Genomic DNA, 15,368 nt, shown 5'->3' on the forward strand with positions numbered 1-15,368 from the left:
ATGAATACGTTTGATTTGTCGATCGTGCTGTCCGGGCAGTATCAGGAGTGGCTGGTCAGTGGCTTCCTGCTGTCCATCCAACTCGCCCTGATCACCTTGGTTATCGCGCTACCGCTGGCGATCGTCCTGGCCGTCTTGCGGCTCGCCCCCTACGCCCCGTTACGGGGCATCGCGATCACCTACGTGGAAGCAATCCGCAACGTGCCGCTGCTGGCGCACATGCTGTTCTGGTATTTCGGCGCGCCGGAGCTGCTGCCGGCCCCCATCAAGTCCTGGATTTACCAGCACAATATTGAGGCGGTCAGTGCTGTCATCGCCTTGGTGCTCTATACCGCGGCCTATATGGCCGAGGACATCCGCAGCGGTTTGCGCTCCATTCCCAAGGAGCAAATGGAGGCGGGCCGCACCCTCGGTTTTGGCTTTATCAGCACCATGCGCCTGGTGATCCTTCCGCAGTCGCTGCGGATGACGGTGCCACCGCTGATCAGCCAGACGCTGAACCTGTGGAAGAACACCAGCATCGCCATGGTGATCGGCGTCGCTGAAATGATGTATCAGGCCCAGCAGGTGGAAAGCGCCACCTTCCGGGGATTTGAGTCGTTCGCCGTAACCACCGCCGGTTATGTCAGCGTCTCGATCGCCATCACCCTGCTGTCCAGCTGGTACCAGCAACGCTATCCCGTACGGAGTGCCTGACGATGCTCGATATCATCCAAACCTATGGGCTGTACTACCTGATCGGCCAGTACCCGAACGGCCCCCTGGGCGGCCTGTCGATGACCCTGATCCTGGCTGCGCTGGCCCTGGTATTGGCCTTTCCGGTCGGGGTGCTGCTCGCGCTGTGCCGCATCAGTCCATACGCGTTTTTGCGCGTGCCGGTCACAGGCCTGGTGCATGTACTGCGTGGCACCCCGTTGTTGATGGTCATCTTCTGGGCCTATTTCCTGCTGCCGACTATTACCGGTCAACGCACCGATCAATTCGGCACCATGCTCGTCGCCCTGGTGATTTTCGATGGGGTCTACCTCGCCGAAATCATCCGCGCCGGGATTCTCGGATTGCCCCGTGGGCAGATGGAAAGCTCCCGCTCACTCGGCTTCTCGTACCTGTCTTCGATGCTGTTGGTAATCCTGCCCCAGGCCTTTCGCAACATGCTGCCCTCGCTGGTGAACCAGTTCGTCTCGACCATCAAGGAGACCTCGCTGGGCTACATCATCAGCCTCTCCGAAGTGTCGTTTGTCGCTTCGCAGATCAGCGCTCAGCTGCCGACCAAACCGATCGAGATCTATGCACTCCTCGGCCTCACTTACTTCGTCATGTGCTTCAGCCTGTCGCGCTTCGCCTACTGGCTTGAAAAGCATCTCGCCGTCCGTTCTGCAAAGGTTTAATCCCATGATCAAACTAGAAAACGTCAACAAGTGGTACGGCAGCTATCATGCGCTGGCTGACATCAACGAAACCGTGGCCAAAGGTGAGGTGGTGGTGGTCTGCGGTCCGTCGGGTTCAGGCAAGTCGACGATGATTCGCACCCTCAACCGGCTGGAAGCCATCCAGAGTGGCAACATTTTCATCGACGGCGTGGACATCCATGCGCGCTCCGTCAGTGTGAACGCTTTGCGCAGCCGGATCGGCTTCGTGTTCCAGCAGTTCAACCTGTTCCCACACCTCACCGTGTTGCAAAACTGCACCTTGGCACCGCGGCGCTTGCGCAAGCTGCCCGCCAAAGAAGCGAACGACCTGGCCATGAGCCTGCTCGAACGGGTAGGCCTGGCCCACAAGGCCGGCGCCTATCCCGGTGAGTTATCGGGCGGCCAGCAACAGCGCGTGGCCATCGCCAGGGCGCTGGCCATGAACCCTCCGGTGATGCTGTTCGATGAGCCCACCTCCGCGCTAGACCCGGAAATGGTCGGCGAGGTTTTACAGGCGATGAAAGGCTTGGCCAAAGAGGGCATGACCATGGTGTGCGTCACTCACGAGATGGGGTTCGCCCGCGAAGTGGCCGATCGGGTGATTTTCATGGATCAGGGCAAGGTGCTGGAGCGTGCGACGCCCGAGTCGTTCTTCCTGAACCCTGAGCACCCTCGCGCGCAGCGATTCCTGTCCGATATTCGCTCGCCAATGGCCGGGGGCGCTATGTCGCTGGCGTCTTGAGTGGAGTCCAGCAGTGCGGCTCAACCGCCGCGCTGCTGCACGTTACCGGCAGTACTGACCCAGACGATCTGAGCGTGGAAAAGTGACTATGCAGTTTGACGTTGAACCTGTCTTCGACCCGGATAGCTGCACCTACAGCTACCTGATCAGCGACCCGCTGACCCGGCGCTGCGCGATCATCGACCCGGTGCTTGACTACGATGCCGCCGCCGCGCGCATCTCATATGCGAGTGCCGATCGCCTGATCGAGCAGGTGCGCGCCAACGGGCTTACCCTTGAGTGGGTGCTGGAAACCCACGTGCATGCCGACCACCTCTCGGCTGCCCGCTATCTGCAGGGGCAACTGGGCGGGCAGATCGGCATTGGCGATCGCATTCCCCTGGTGCAGAGCACCTTCGCCAGCTTGTTCGACGCCGAAGACGGATTCAGGGTGGACGGCAGTCAGTTCGACCGCCAGTTCGCCGACGGCGAAACATTCCACATCGGCGAGCTGGCCGTCCGCGTACTGCACACACCCGGCCATACGCCGGCGTGCGTGAGCTACCTGATCGGCGATGTGGCATTCGTTGGCGACACCCTGTTCATGCCCGACTGCGGCACCGCCCGTTGCGACTTTCCTGGTGGCGACGCTCATCAACTGTACCGTTCGATTGGCCGACTGTTCGAGCTGCCAGGTAGCACCCGCCTGTTCATGTGCCACGACTACAAATCCCCCGGCCGCGAGGTCTACTGTCACCAGACCACGGTGGACGAGGAGCGCGCGCACAACATCCATGTCGGCCAAGGCATCGGCGAAGTTGAATTCGTGGCCTTGCGCACTGCGCGCGACAAAACCCTGAACCAGCCCAGACTGCTGCTGCCGTCAGTGCAGATCAACATGCGGGCCGGGGAGAGCCCCGTGGCGAAGGCCAATGGCATCAGCTACCTGAAGATTCCGCTCAATGTGTTCTGAATCCTTTTATTGAATTCAGGCTGCGCGACATGGATAACCTCTTTAAGAGTCTAAATGGCATGCAAGTCACCACTCATAACAAAGATTTTGCAACAACCGGTCAAATAGCCCTGGAAGATCTCAACGAAGCGGCCAAGCTAGGGTTTCGCTCAATCATCTGTAACCGACCGGATCATGAAGGTGGCGCGGATCAACCTGCCAGCGCAGCTATTCAAGACGAAGCCAAACGGCTGGGCCTGAACTTTGCCTATCTCCCGGTCCAGCCCAATAACATCAGCGACGGTGATATCCAGCAATTCGGCCAATTGTTGGGGACCTTACCTGCACCCGTTTTGGCGTTTTGTCGTACCGGTAATCGCTCAACCCAGCTCTACCAACAAGCGTCGGCGAGTGCCGCTCGCAGCGAAGTCGCCACAAGTCGCGCCGATATCAGCATCAGCGCCGACATCGTGGTCATTGGTGGAGGATCGGCGGGCATCGGGGTCGTGGCCAGCCTGCTCAAGCGTGCTCCCGATCTGCAGATCACGCTCATTGAACCCAATGACAAGCACTACTATCAACCGGCCTGGACGCTGGTTGGCGGGGGGGCGTATGACGTGCGCAAGACCGTCAGACCCATGTCGCACGTCATTCCGCGTGGCGCAACCTGGATCAAGGCTGCTGTGGTCGAGGTCCTGCCAGACAGCAAGCGTCTGTTGCTGAGCGACGGTAAAAGCGTCGCTTATCAAAACCTCATCGTCTGCCCTGGATTGAGGCTTGCCTGGGAAAAAATCGAAGGGCTGGAAGAAACCTTGGGCAAGCATGGGGTGACGTCCAACTACCGCTATGACCTATGCGCCTACACCTGGCAGCTGGTGCAGGGGTTACGCCGCGGTAAAGCCCTCTTTTCCCAGCCTGCCATGCCGATCAAATGTGCCGGCGCCCCGCAAAAGGCCCTGTACCTTTCCTGCGATCATTGGCAAAAATCAGGCGTGCTACAGGACATGGATGTCGAGTTCAATCTTGCCGGCGCAACGCTGTTCGGCGTGGCGGCCTTTGTCCCGCCGCTGATGAAGTACATCGAGAAGTATCAAGCGCAGCTGAAATTCGGCTCGAATCTGGTCAAAGTCGACGGCCCGGCCAAAACGGCCTGGTTCGAAAGCCTGGACGAGCTCGGCAAGCCCACTCAGTACGCCAAAAAATTCGACATGCTCCATGTGGTCCCGCCACAGGTAGCCCCCGACTTCATTCGTAGCAGCCCCTTGGCGGACTCAGCAGGCTGGTGCGAGGTAGATCCGGGGACGTTGCAACACAGCCGTTATCCGGACGTATTTGCGCTTGGCGATATCTGCTCCACCAGTAACGCCAAAACCGCTGCCGCAGCCCGCAAGCAAATTGTTGTCGTGGCCAAGAACCTCCTGGCATTGCGCCGTCATCAGCCCATGTTGCTGCGCTACGACGGCTACGGGTCGTGCCCGCTCACGGTCGAAAAAGGCAAGGTGGTGCTCGCAGAGTTCGGTTACGGCGGGAAATTGCTGCCATCGTTCCCCCTGGACCCGACTGTAGCCCGGCAGTGTGCATGGTTCCTGAAAGCCAGATTCCTGCCCTGGTTTTACTGGAACGGCATGCTCAAGGGGCGTGAGTGGCTGACCAGTCTCTCCAAGGTTGAGTAAGGGGCCAGCATGCTACTCAGTGGAATGTTCGGGATGATCATTGGCATCATTCTTGGCCTTACCGGTGCCGGTGGCGGCATTCTGGCCGTACCCGCGCTGGTGATCGGCTTGGGCTGGTCCATGACGGCGGCAGCCCCCGTGGCGCTGTTTGCCGTCAGCGCGGCGGCGACGTTAGGGGCCATGGATGGCCTCAGGAAAGGGCTGGTACGTTATCGTGCAGCCTTGGTGATGGCGCTGTTGGGCGCCGTGTTCTCGCCCCTGGGCGTGCACATTGCCCATTCGCTGCCCAACACTGTACTGATTTCCCTGTTCAGCATGGTGATGGTTATTGTGGCGATACGCATGATTCGACAGGCGCGCGGCAGTAAGGCTAAAACCGCAGACACTGAGCAGCGCTGGCAACACAAAAACTGCATGCTCAACCCTGAGAGCGGCCGCCTACGCTGGACATTGAAATGCTCAACCACCTTAGCCCTCGTCGGCTCGCTCTCAGGGCTGTTAACGGGGATGCTCGGTGTGGGTGGAGGGTTCCTGATCGTGCCTGCATTTCAACAGTTTTCAGACATCAGAATGCATGGCATCGTGGCTACCTCGCTCATGACCATTGCCCTGATCTCAGCCACTGCGGTGACGGGCGCTATTCACGCCGGTGCCCACATAACGGCTACAGGTGGGGTTTTTATAGCCGCCAGTGTCGGCGGGATGCTGTTGGGAAGAATCATCTCCCCCAGGATTCCCGTCAAAGCCATACAACTCGGTTTTTCTGCGGTGTGCGTTGTGGTTGCTGGCTACCTGATGCTCAAAACCTGGATGTAGAAAACATAATCAGGAAGGCCGCTGCGTACTTTGTATGCGATCCATGAACCCCACCTTTTAAAGGTGGGGCGTATAGCTATCTTGGTATTTGCGGCGTGCAGTTCCACGGCAGCAAGGCTTCGAAGTCTTCTACTGCGGCGGCTTGCGGCAACCGTTCAAGTGCGTGGCGCAGCCACGCATAGGGCTCTTGGCCGTTGGCTTTAGCTGTCTCGACCAAACTGTAAAGTTGTCAGCTATTAACGTGTGCAGCGAGTGTTCACACAGCCTGGACCCAGACCGAACGCAGGCTCGCGGGCTGCGGCAAGGGATCGAGTCGTCGGTAAGCAATGCATCGCCGGCAACGTGTGAGCCCGTGTTACCACGAGCACCTTTATCGGGCGGGCAGGCCACATCTTGGGTCATTTCAACTCGCCTCCCAGGCTGGCAGTTTTCTCTGCCAGCCCTTCAAGTCAGCAATAAATCAATTGAATCAACCACCTGAAAGCAGCCGATAAAAATTGGCATGCAAAGTGCTTTTTTGGCTTTATGGATAATTGGATACAAAAATTCAAAAGGTGCCGCCCATGAAGTTTGCCCCTGTCTATACCGAGCGCCAGCCCATCACCGCCGAGGAGGAGGCTTACAACTTTCTCCTGGAAGCCATTTGCAAAGGGCGTTACCGCACCGGGGAACGGCTGATTGCCGAGGACATCGCCGGTGAAATCGGCATGAGCCGGATGCCGGTGCGCGAAGCCTTCCGGCGTCTGGATGCCGACGGACTGGTGATTCTGCGGCCCAATCGCGGAGCCATCGTCCGGGGTTTGAATATCGAGGAAATGCGTGAGGTCTTCGAAATGCGCAGCGCCCTCGAAGGCCTGGCAATTCGAGTGGCCGTGACAAAAATCACCGAGCGTCAGTTCAGCCATCTGGAGCGCCTGCTCGATGAAATGGACGACTACCGCGAAGACGGCGCCGAGTGGGTCAGTCGCCATCGCGCCTTCCATGAGTACCTGTGCAGCCTGAGTGAGCGCCCACGGCTGATGCGGCAAATTTCGGCACTGTATTCGGTGATCGAGCCGCACATGCGCCTATGGCTGCAACACGCCGATAAACCCCGTAGCGCCCGGGACGAACACGCCTCGATTCTCGCCGCGCTGCGCTCAGGCGACCCGGACAAAGCCGCCTCGGTGGTGTGCGAGCACATCGAAGGAACGATCCCGCGGTTGATCCAGTTCCTTGAGGCCCATCAGTAAAAAGGGTCTTTGACCTAGCGGTTTTGCGGTTGTTGTGATTTTGAGTAACGCCTCGTTACCTGACATAACTGGAGTCTTGCCATGCACAAGCCTTGCGCGTTAGTTGCCGTTTTTACCTTAAGCCTTTGCTCGCAATGGGCACAGGCCACCCCCGAGCTTCCTGAGCGATTAAGCAAGAGCGACAAGATCGTCTATTGCTCGGGCATGGACTCGCCGCCCCTGGTGTCCTTTGACCTGAAGCAAAAGCCAATCGGGCTTGCAGTCGATCTGGGTGAAGAGATCGCCCGGCGCTTGGGTGACAAAAAAGTCGAATGGCGGATCTCTCCCTTCGCCGGGCTCATCCCGGCCCTGCTGGCGCAGCAATGCGACATGATCGTCGATCAGTTGTTCGACAAGCCCGAACGCCGCGAGGTGATCGATATCGTTAATTTCATGTACTCCAGCCAATCCATCGTGGTGCCCAAGGGCAACCCAAAATCGGTGCACACATTGGAAGACCTGTCCGGGCTCAAGGTCGCGGTCAGCAATGGTTCGACAATCCGCATCCTGCTTGGCGCCGAAAACGACAAGCTGGCAGCGGCTGGCAAGGCCCCGATGAAACTGGTGGTGTACAACGTCGACGCCGATGCGTTCCAGGCGCTACGGATCAACCAGGTGGACGCCTTCGGCACCACCGTGGAGTCGGCCGGGCACTATCAGAAACTAGCCCCGGACCTGTTCCAGTCAGCGGTGCCAGCGTTCAACCGGATCCTTACCGGGTTCGGCGCGCGCAAAAGCGATCCACAGCTGAGCGCGGCATTGAGCGACGTCTTGCAAGGCATGCGCGCTGACGGCAGTTACGCCGCGCTGCTCGGCAAATGGCATGTCGACAGCGACAAACTGGACTGAGGGCGCATTCGATGAACTTCAATTGGGATGTGTTCTGGCAGTACCTGCTGCAGCCCAGCGATGTCTACCTGACGGGGCTCTGGCTGACTTGCCTGATCAGCGTATCGGCCATGCTACTGGGCTGTGTGCTGGGGTTGGCGGCGGCGCTGATGAAGCTGTCGCGCAACCCGCTGTTGCAGTACCCGGTGCGTTTTTATGTGTGGCTGATGCGCGGCACGCCGTTGCTGGTGCAGATCGTTTTTCTCTACACGGCACTGGCGGCCGGGGGGATTTTCCGTTTCGAAGACCTGGACCTGGGTTGGTTCATCGTGCCGGGCAATATCCAGGCGGCGATCATTGCCCTGGGCCTCAACGAAGGCGCGTACATGGCCGAGATCATCCGCGCTGGAATCGGTGCGGTGGACAAGGGCCAGTATGAAGCCGGGCGTTCCCTGGGGATGACGTTTCCCAAACTGATGCGGCGCATCGTGCTGCCCCAGGCCTTCCGGGTGATCGTGCCGCCGTTGGGCAACGAGTTCAACGTGATGCTCAAGAACACCACCCTGGTCAGCGTTATCGGTGTGCAGGAGTTGCTGCTCAGTACGCAAATGGTGACCTCGGCGACCTTCCGGGTGTTCGAGTTGTATCTGGTGGTCGCCCTCTACTTTTTGGTGCTGACCACGCTCTGGGGCTTTTTCCAGCGTTGGCTCGAGGCTCGGTTCGGCCAGTCCGACCGGCCGGCACCAGCCGCCAGCCGTATGTTCGGTCGCAACACCATGAAACTGCTGAGAGGGCGTTGAACATGCCGCACATGAGTGAAGAACTGGTCATCGAAGCGCTGGATATTCACAAGTCCTTCGGTGACCTGGAGATTCTCAAGGGGATCTCCCTGCAAGTTCGACGGGGCGAAGTGGTGGTGCTGATCGGCGCCTCCGGCTCCGGCAAAACCACCTTTATCCGCTGCATCAACTTGCTCGAAGACATTCAGTCCGGACAGATTCGCGTCAGCGGTCAGCCCATGGGTTACCGCACTCGGGCCAACGGCAGCCTGGTCCGGGACTCGGAACGCAACATTGCCCGGCAGCGGAGGGACATCGGCATGGTGTTCCAGCGCTTCAACCTGTTCGCGCACATGACCGCGCTGGAAAACATCATCGAAGCACCGATTCATGTGCTGGGTGTGTCTCGCGCTGCGGCGCTGGAACAGGCGCGGGCGTTGCTCAAGCGAGTAGGGCTGGCCGACAAGGCCGATCACTACCCGTCGATGTTGTCCGGTGGTCAGCAGCAGCGGGTTGCAATCGCCCGGGCGTTGGCCATGAAGCCTCAGGCGATGCTGTTCGACGAGCCTACCAGCGCTCTGGACCCGGAGACGGTCGGCGAAGTCCTGCAAGTGATGAAGGAGTTGGCCGAGGACGGCATGACCATGGTGGTGGTCACCCATGAAATGGGCTTTGCCCGAGAGGTGGCCGACCGGGTGGTGGTGCTTGATCAAGGCGAGTTGATTGAGCAAGGGCCGCCCGAGCAGATCTTCAGCCAGCCGAGCCATGCCCGCACCCGCGCTTTTCTCAGTCGGGTGCTGTGAGCCTTAAAAATTTCTATTGTGAGAATCCTGCCATGTTCAAATTTTCAGCCCATGAGTACCCCTACGCCTCACAGCGTCAAAGCGTTTTTGCAAAACGCGGCATGGTCGCCGCCTCCCAGCCCCTGGCCGCCGAAGCGGGAATTGAAATCCTGCGCCATGGTGGCAATGCCATTGACGCGGCGATTGCCACGGCGGCGGCGCTGACGGTGGTTGAGCCGACCGGTTGTGGTATCGGCGGCGACGCCTTTGCGCTGGTCTGGACCCAGAATAAATTGCATGGTTTGAACGCCAGTGGCCATGCCCCGCAAGCCCTGAGCATTGACGCGGTGAAGGCTGCCGGCCATCAGCAAATGCCGCTGCATGGCTGGACGCCGGTGACGGTGCCAGGCTGCCCGTCGGCCTGGGCCGAGTTGTCCAAGCGCTTCGGGCGTTTACCTTTTTCCGATTTGTTGCAGCCGGCCATCAGCCTGGCGCGGGATGGGTTTCCGGTGTCGCCGGTGGTTGCTCTTCAATGGCAAACCGCGCTGGAGGACTTCACCCCGAGCCGGGACAACGTCCTCGACACCTGGTTCGAGACCTTTCTAATTGACGGCCGGGCACCACGGGCCGGCGAGATGTTCCGCAACCCGGCCCAGGCACAGACCCTGACGGAACTGGCGGCCACAGGTTGCGAAAGCTTCTATCGTGGCGCACTGGCTCAACGGCTGGATGCGCATTCCCAGGCCACGGGCGGTTATCTGCGCGCCAGTGATTTACAGAATTACCGCGCCCAGTGGGTCGACCCGATCAAGGTCAACTACCGGGGCTACGACGTCTGGGAGATTCCACCCAGCGGCCAGGGCCTGGTGGCGTTGATGACCTTGAAAATTCTCGAGGGCTTCGACTTCGATCACCGCGACAGCCAGCAGACCTGGCACCGTCAGCTTGAAGCCATGAAACTCGCTTACAGCGACGGCCTGCACTACATCACCGACCCGGAGCATATGCGGGTCGCGGTAGAGGACTTACTGAGCGAACCCTATGCCGCTCATCGCCGTGCGCAGATCGGCGAGCAGGCGGTGGTGCCGCAGCCAGGCGACCCCCACACCAGCGGCACGGTCTACCTGGCCACCGCCGACAACGAAGGCAACATGGTTTCGTTCATCCAGAGCAACTACCACGGCTTTGGCTCAGGCGTGGTGCTGCCCGACAGTGGCATCGCCCTGCAAAACCGTGGCGAAGAGTTCTGCCTCGATCCCGAGCATTCGAACTGCCTGGCACCCGGGAAGAAAACTTTCCATACCATCATCCCGGGCTTTCTCAGCAAGGACGGCGTGGCGATGGGACCGTTCGGCGTGATGGGCGGCTACATGCAGCCCCAAGGGCATGTGCAGATGGTCATGAACCTGGTGGATTTCGGCCTCAACCCGCAAGCGGCCCTGGATGCGCCGCGCTGGCAGTGGCTGGGAGGGCTGAGGGTCGGCATCGAGCAGGGCGCTTCGCGGGATATGGCTGCGGCGTTGGCGCGGCGCGGGCATCAGGTGCAAATGGCGTGCGATCTGACCAGTTACGGGCGTGGCCAGATCATTCTGCGCGATCCTGAAACGGGTGTGTTATGTGGCGGGACTGAGCCACGAACGGACTCGCATATCGCGGTGTGTTGAGGGATGCGTGGGTGGTGAGGGCGCTTGCACCCTCGCCACAAACGTGTGGCGTCAGACGCCTAGCGAAACCGCTTAGGGATAGCGTCCGCAAACGGATAGAGTGAAAAGTAGGGCTTGGCTTCGTCGATGACTCGTTGGAATGACGGTCTTTGCGTCAACCTGTCGAAATAGGCGCTCAAGTGGCTGAGCTCGTCCGGGAACGGCTGGAGGGTGCTGGCATAGAACAGCGCCGGGGCAGCGGCGCAATCGGCCATGCTGAAGTCTTGACTGGCAACCCAGGTCCTGGACGCCATCTGGCGGTTCAGCATGACGTACGCCGTCTCCAGCGTGGATCGTTGTTTCGTTAAATCACCGTTAGCGCCGCGTAGGCGATCACCGACAATCTGTTGCATCGGCTCATGGATATAGTTGTCGAAAAAGCGGTCCCATAGACGCACCTCCAACGCGGCGTCCCAATCGCCTGGAATCAAAGGCTGCTCACCGGCATAGAAGTGATCCAGGTACTCAATGATGATGGTGGCCTCTGGCAAATCGCGCTTGCGCGCATGGTCACGGATGACCGGGAATTTGCCGATGGGCCATAGGGCTTGAAGCTCCGCTCTGTCTGCATCGTCCGCGAGATCAATGACCCGCCTTTCGAATGCGATACCGTTCTCGTAGAGCGCAATGAGCGCTTTGTGGCAGAACGACGCCAGCGGATGGTAGTAAAGAGTCAGCGACATTTTTTGGCTCCTCGGCGATAGCGCTTACGCAGGCTACAGTTCCAACTCCGTTGCCCCCCTCATCATAGTCGCTGAATTGACTGCCCGAATCAGCTGCGACAGCCCCAGTCATGTTGTTGAAACGTCAGTATGACAAGACTCTTTCCTGGCCTAGACTCTCCCACCCACTATTTGAAATGACCGGGCGATCCGGTCCCCAAGAAGAGCGTAAATGAGAAAACTTTATGTACTGGGCGCGCTCATTGCGCTGACGATTTGCAGTGTTGGTATGAGCGATGCTCGCGAGGCGCGAAACAGCAAGCAGCAGGCTGATTCGGTTGCGGGGGTGTTTGATTACTATCTGCTGACGTTGTCCTGGTCGCCCACGTTTTGCCTGACGCATAGCGAAAATGAGCAGTGCTCGGGAAAAGGTTACGGCTTTGTGCTCCATGGTCTCTGGCCTCAGTACGCCAAAGGCGGCTGGCCGGAGTCGTGCTCTCCGATGGTCCCTTTATCGCAAGCGGAGCAGGCGAGAGGGCTGACGTTGTTTGTGACCAGGAAACTGCTTAATCATGAATGGACCAAGCACGGCACTTGCAGTGGCCTGGGCGCCTCGGGTTACCTGGACACAGCAGACAAGGCCGTTGGCGCCGTGCGGATCCCGGAGAAACTGCAACCTTTCAGCACCACCCACACCTTCGAAGCTCAAGAGATTGTGCAATTGTTCCGGGAAAGTAATCCCGGCATACCCGCTAATGGCATCGCTATTCGGTGTAACGGACCCGAACTCTCGGAGGTTCGTGTCTGCATGGGCAAGGACTTGTCATTCGGGGCGTGCGGCAAGGGCGTGAAAAATCAATGTCGGTCCGGTGAGATTCGAGTGCCGCCTATTCGATGAACGAGCCAATGGGGGGCGCCAGCTCAACGCCCTTCGTAGGTCGATCGGTTCTCATCGGGGGCTCCTTCAAGAGCCTCGCGCTCAATCCGTTTTGCTGTCCTCTGCAATGCTGGCAGATAGCGCGCAACGGCTTGTTCGATTGTCATCGCCTTGGCCACGTACACCAGATTCAGGCAACCGAGCAGTTGGTGTTGCCCGCGAACCGGTACGGCGATCGAAGCGATTTTTTCTTCTTTGTTCCAGGTCATGAAGTTTTCGCCATAGCCGCGATGGCGGGTTCTACGCAACAGGTTGTCGAGTGCTTCGGGGCTGCGTGCCAGGCGGTTCTCTTCATCCTCCCGGCTGGCGAGTAATTCGATGATCCGTTCACGCTCGGTATCGGGGCAGAAGGCCAGATAAGCCAGCCCGGTGGCCGTGAGTAAAAGGGGCAGGCGGCGACCGACCATGGAGCGGTGAAACGACAGGCGACTGAAGCGATGGGTGGTTTCGCGCACCACCATGGCATCCACATCCAGTGTGCACAGGTCAGTTGGCCACACCACCTCCTGCAGCAGTTCAGCCAGCAGGGGCGCCGCGAGCGCTGAAATCCATTGCTCGTCACGAAAACCTTCGCTCAGTTCGCGCACTTTCAGGTTCAGGCGAAAGCTGTCGTCCGACTCGCTGCGGCGCACATAGCCTTCGTCTTGCAAGGTTTCGAGCAGGCGGCGGACGGTGGTCCGGTGTAACCCGGTCAGTTCAGCAAGTCGGGTTGCGCTGGCGCCACCGTCGAGACGGTTCAGCGTGTTGAGCAATTGCAAACCGCGCGTCAGGCCGCGCACGGTTTTGTAATCGGTAGTGGCGCCAGAGGTCATGTAGTCACCAAAAAAATATTGTAAATCAGGCCTGTGCACCTAGTGCACGCCTAGGGTGTTTTTCATTGTAGGACAAGAAACGCCGTTCTTATACTAGCGCCAACAACGACAAATACCCTTGAACGGGGAGAACACTATGAGCCATGCCTGCGCTTCTCCCTCGCTCGATGCCCGTTGGATCGACGTGCCTGGTAATCCCTGCGACACCTGAGCAGGACCGACCCACCTTCTGTAACGACTGAACCTATCCCCCTGGGTCGCCTGGCGAACTCCGGGGCTGGCCCCGGCTTGCCTGCAATCTGAAACGCCGGGTGTTGTGACATGGTTTCAAACGGTGAAAACAATGAAAACAACGAGTTTCCTGCAGCCCGAAAAAGCTTCTCTCACCAATCACACCGCCCAGGTCGTCGTACTCGGCGCCGGTCCGGTAGGTTTGGCGATTGCCAACTATCTGGGTCAGGTCGGCGTCGATGTACTGGTCATTGAGAAGCTCGACAAGCTGATCGACTACCCGCGTGCCATTGGCATTGACGACGAATCCCTGCGCACGGTTCAGGCGCTCGGCCTGGTCGACCAGGTGTTGCCGCATACCACGCCTTGGCATGCGATGCGTTTCCTCACGCCCAAGGGCCGTTGCTTTGCCGACATTCAGCCGCTGACCGACGAGTTCGGCTGGCCGCGCCGCAATGCTTTCATTCAGCCGCAGGTCGACGCGGTGCTGTTCAACGGGCTACAGCGCTTCAGCAATGTACGGACCTTGTTCAGCCGCGATCTGATCGACTTCAGTCAGGACGCCGATGGCGTGACCCTGCACATGGATGCGCCCGGTGGTGTCAGAGAGTCTGTGCGCGCCGATTATCTGGTGGCCTGTGACGGTGGTAACAGCTATGTGCGCCGCACCCTGGGCATATCCTTCGATGGCAAGACTGCGCCAAACCAGTGGATCGTGGTCGACATCGCCAACGATCCGCTGGGCACGCCGAACGTTTACCTGTGCTGCGACCCGGTGCGCCCTTATGTGTCCGCTGCGCTGCCCCATGGCGTGCGTCGCTTCGAGTTCATGGTCATGCCCGGTGAGACTGAGGCAGAACTGAGCAAGCCGGAAAACATGCGTCGCCTGCTGGCCAAGGTCTTGCCCGATCCGGACCGGATCGATCTGATCCGCAGCCGGGTCTACACCCACAACGCGCGCCTGGCCGGCAAGTTCCGTGTCCAGCGCATCGTCCTGGCTGGCGATGCCGCGCACATCATGCCGGTCTGGCAAGGGCAGGGTTACAACAGCGGCATGCGCGATGCCTGCAACCTGGCGTGGAAGCTGGCGTTGGTGGTCAAGGGGCTGGCCGGTGAAGCACTGCTCGACACCTACGAGCAGGAACGTCGCGACCATGCCAAGGCGATGATCAACCTGTCGGTATTGGCCGGTCACGTGCTCGCGCCGCCCCAGCGTTGGCAGGGCATGCTGCGCGACGGTATTTCCTGGCTGTTGAATTACCTGCCACCGGTCAAACGCTACTTCCTGGAAATGCGTTTCAAGCCGATGCCGCAATACACCACCGGTGTGCTGGTCGCCAGCGGTCCCGAGGTCAGTAACTCGCCGGTTGGACGTATGTTTATCCAGCCGAAGGTGCTCACCGAAGCGGGTCAGGAAGTCCTGCTCGATGAAGTGATCGGCAGCAACTTCGCAATCATTGCCTGGGGCAATGATCCGACCTGGGGCCTGAGTGCCGAGCAGGTCGTGTTCTGGCGCAACCTGGGCACCCGTTTTATTCAAGTGCTGCCCACGGTTCAGCTCAAAGCCGAGCGCGAGCTCAGCGACGGGGTAATCCGCATCGGTGACAGCAGCGGACGACTCAAGGAGTGGTTCGGTCGTTATCCGGCGTCCATTGCCCTGGTGCGTCCGGATCGCTTCCTGGCTGGCCTGGCTATTCCGCAAACCCTGGGCCGGGTCTGTGACTCGCTGGCACAGGCCCTCTGGGCAACGCCGCAGGTGATCAACGTGTCGGCCGCAAGCAAGGTGGCTTGA

At 59.5% G+C, this 15,368-nt stretch carries 15 protein-coding genes and 2 pseudogenes; 14 read left to right on the forward strand and 3 right to left on the reverse strand.

From position 1 onward, the window contains the following. The 7 genes and pseudogenes from ACZYSM_RS22615 to ACZYSM_RS22645 all read left to right on the forward strand — a co-directional run bounded on the left by ACZYSM_RS22615 (position 1) and on the right by ACZYSM_RS22645 (position 5,571). Entirely contained in the window at positions 1-696 is a 696-nt protein-coding gene (locus tag ACZYSM_RS22615) for an amino acid ABC transporter permease (RefSeq protein WP_489074761.1), read from the forward strand. Continuing rightward, positions 693-1,388 (forward strand): amino acid ABC transporter permease, encoded by a 696-nt coding sequence (locus ACZYSM_RS22620; protein WP_489074833.1) that lies wholly within the window; start codon positions 693-695, stop codon positions 1,386-1,388. Before ACZYSM_RS22615 ends, ACZYSM_RS22620 begins: the two co-directional genes overlap by 4 nt. 4 nt (positions 1,389-1,392) lie before the next feature. Then, entirely contained in the window at positions 1,393-2,151 is a 759-nt protein-coding gene (locus ACZYSM_RS22625; protein ID WP_489074763.1) for an amino acid ABC transporter ATP-binding protein, read from the forward strand. 88 nt (positions 2,152-2,239) lie between these two features. Beyond that, entirely contained in the window at positions 2,240-3,103 is an 864-nt protein-coding gene (locus ACZYSM_RS22630) for an MBL fold metallo-hydrolase (protein ID WP_489074765.1), read from the forward strand. A gap of 59 nt (positions 3,104-3,162) precedes the next feature. After that, positions 3,163-3,489, forward strand: a pseudogene (locus ACZYSM_RS22635) (protein tyrosine phosphatase family protein); the annotation flags it as partial. Between the two features lie 42 nt (positions 3,490-3,531). Further along, positions 3,532-4,755, forward strand: coding sequence for an NAD(P)/FAD-dependent oxidoreductase (locus ACZYSM_RS22640; protein WP_489074835.1), 1,224 nt, complete (start codon positions 3,532-3,534; stop codon positions 4,753-4,755). Between the two features lie 9 nt (positions 4,756-4,764). Further along, entirely contained in the window at positions 4,765-5,571 is an 807-nt protein-coding gene (locus ACZYSM_RS22645) for a sulfite exporter TauE/SafE family protein (protein ID WP_489074767.1), read from the forward strand. Positions 5,572-5,647: 76 nt separating this feature from the next. Here ACZYSM_RS22645 and ACZYSM_RS22650 read toward each other — a convergent pair. After that, positions 5,648-5,800, reverse strand: a pseudogene (locus ACZYSM_RS22650) (transposase domain-containing protein); the annotation flags it as partial. A 334-nt stretch (positions 5,801-6,134) separates the two neighbouring features. Here ACZYSM_RS22650 and ACZYSM_RS22655 point away from each other — a divergent pair. The 5 genes from ACZYSM_RS22655 to ACZYSM_RS22675 all read left to right on the forward strand — a co-directional run bounded on the left by ACZYSM_RS22655 (position 6,135) and on the right by ACZYSM_RS22675 (position 10,895). After that, positions 6,135-6,803, forward strand: a complete 669-nt coding sequence (locus ACZYSM_RS22655) for a GntR family transcriptional regulator (protein ID WP_489074769.1) — start codon at positions 6,135-6,137, stop codon at positions 6,801-6,803. A gap of 81 nt (positions 6,804-6,884) precedes the next feature. Then, on the forward strand, positions 6,885-7,691 hold the full coding sequence (locus tag ACZYSM_RS22660; protein ID WP_489074771.1) for an ABC transporter substrate-binding protein: 807 nt from the start codon (positions 6,885-6,887) through the stop codon (positions 7,689-7,691). An 11-nt stretch (positions 7,692-7,702) separates the two neighbouring features. Continuing rightward, on the forward strand, positions 7,703-8,470 hold the full coding sequence (locus ACZYSM_RS22665; RefSeq protein WP_489074773.1) for an amino acid ABC transporter permease: 768 nt from the start codon (positions 7,703-7,705) through the stop codon (positions 8,468-8,470). Between the two features lie 2 nt (positions 8,471-8,472). Continuing rightward, a complete protein-coding gene (locus ACZYSM_RS22670; protein WP_489074775.1) occupies positions 8,473-9,252 on the forward strand; it encodes an amino acid ABC transporter ATP-binding protein in 780 nt (259 codons plus the stop codon). A gap of 32 nt (positions 9,253-9,284) precedes the next feature. Then, positions 9,285-10,895 (forward strand): gamma-glutamyltransferase family protein, encoded by a 1,611-nt coding sequence (locus ACZYSM_RS22675; RefSeq protein ID WP_489074778.1) that lies wholly within the window; start codon positions 9,285-9,287, stop codon positions 10,893-10,895. A 59-nt stretch (positions 10,896-10,954) separates the two neighbouring features. Here the strand turns inward: ACZYSM_RS22675 and ACZYSM_RS22680 are convergent, their stop codons facing one another. Continuing rightward, complete coding sequence (locus ACZYSM_RS22680; RefSeq protein WP_489074780.1) at positions 10,955-11,617, reverse strand: glutathione S-transferase family protein; 663 nt, start codon at positions 11,615-11,617, stop codon at positions 10,955-10,957. Positions 11,618-11,828: 211 nt separating this feature from the next. Here ACZYSM_RS22680 and ACZYSM_RS22685 point away from each other — a divergent pair, with 211 nt between their 5' ends. Continuing rightward, a complete protein-coding gene (locus tag ACZYSM_RS22685; RefSeq protein WP_489074782.1) occupies positions 11,829-12,494 on the forward strand; it encodes a ribonuclease T2 in 666 nt (221 codons plus the stop codon). Between the two features lie 23 nt (positions 12,495-12,517). On the opposite strand, the gene ACZYSM_RS22690 is transcribed toward ACZYSM_RS22685, so the two are convergent. Continuing rightward, positions 12,518-13,345 carry a DNA-binding transcriptional regulator gene (locus ACZYSM_RS22690; RefSeq protein WP_489074784.1) on the reverse strand — a complete coding sequence of 276 codons (828 nt, stop codon included), beginning with the start codon at positions 13,343-13,345 and terminating at the stop codon, positions 12,518-12,520. 292 nt (positions 13,346-13,637) lie between these two features. On the opposite strand from ACZYSM_RS22690, the gene ACZYSM_RS22695 reads away from it, so the two are divergent. After that, complete coding sequence (locus ACZYSM_RS22695; RefSeq protein WP_489074837.1) at positions 13,638-15,368, forward strand: bifunctional 3-(3-hydroxy-phenyl)propionate/3-hydroxycinnamic acid hydroxylase; 1,731 nt, start codon at positions 13,638-13,640, stop codon at positions 15,366-15,368.

The sequence above is a fragment of the Pseudomonas sp. F220 genome (assembly GCF_057813935.1).

What these genes read in the sequence shown, in the direction of transcription:
- ACZYSM_RS22675 (WP_489074778.1), top strand. Translation starts at nt 9,285, where the DNA reads ATGTTCAAATTTTCAGCCCATGAGTACCCCTACGCCTCACAGCGTCAA.
- ACZYSM_RS22670 (WP_489074775.1), top strand. Translation starts at nt 8,473, where the DNA reads ATGCCGCACATGAGTGAAGAACTGGTCATCGAAGCGCTGGATATTCAC.
- ACZYSM_RS22630 (WP_489074765.1), top strand. Translation starts at nt 2,240, where the DNA reads ATGCAGTTTGACGTTGAACCTGTCTTCGACCCGGATAGCTGCACCTAC.
- ACZYSM_RS22690 (WP_489074784.1), bottom strand. Translation starts at nt 13,345, where the DNA reads ATGACCTCTGGCGCCACTACCGATTACAAAACCGTGCGCGGCCTGACG.
- ACZYSM_RS22665 (WP_489074773.1), top strand. Translation starts at nt 7,703, where the DNA reads ATGAACTTCAATTGGGATGTGTTCTGGCAGTACCTGCTGCAGCCCAGC.
- ACZYSM_RS22660 (WP_489074771.1), top strand. Translation starts at nt 6,885, where the DNA reads ATGCACAAGCCTTGCGCGTTAGTTGCCGTTTTTACCTTAAGCCTTTGC.
- ACZYSM_RS22625 (WP_489074763.1), top strand. Translation starts at nt 1,393, where the DNA reads ATGATCAAACTAGAAAACGTCAACAAGTGGTACGGCAGCTATCATGCG.
- ACZYSM_RS22645 (WP_489074767.1), top strand. Translation starts at nt 4,765, where the DNA reads ATGCTACTCAGTGGAATGTTCGGGATGATCATTGGCATCATTCTTGGC.
- ACZYSM_RS22685 (WP_489074782.1), top strand. Translation starts at nt 11,829, where the DNA reads ATGAGAAAACTTTATGTACTGGGCGCGCTCATTGCGCTGACGATTTGC.
- ACZYSM_RS22655 (WP_489074769.1), top strand. Translation starts at nt 6,135, where the DNA reads ATGAAGTTTGCCCCTGTCTATACCGAGCGCCAGCCCATCACCGCCGAG.
- ACZYSM_RS22615 (WP_489074761.1), top strand. Translation starts at nt 1, where the DNA reads ATGAATACGTTTGATTTGTCGATCGTGCTGTCCGGGCAGTATCAGGAG.
- ACZYSM_RS22680 (WP_489074780.1), bottom strand. Translation starts at nt 11,617, where the DNA reads ATGTCGCTGACTCTTTACTACCATCCGCTGGCGTCGTTCTGCCACAAA.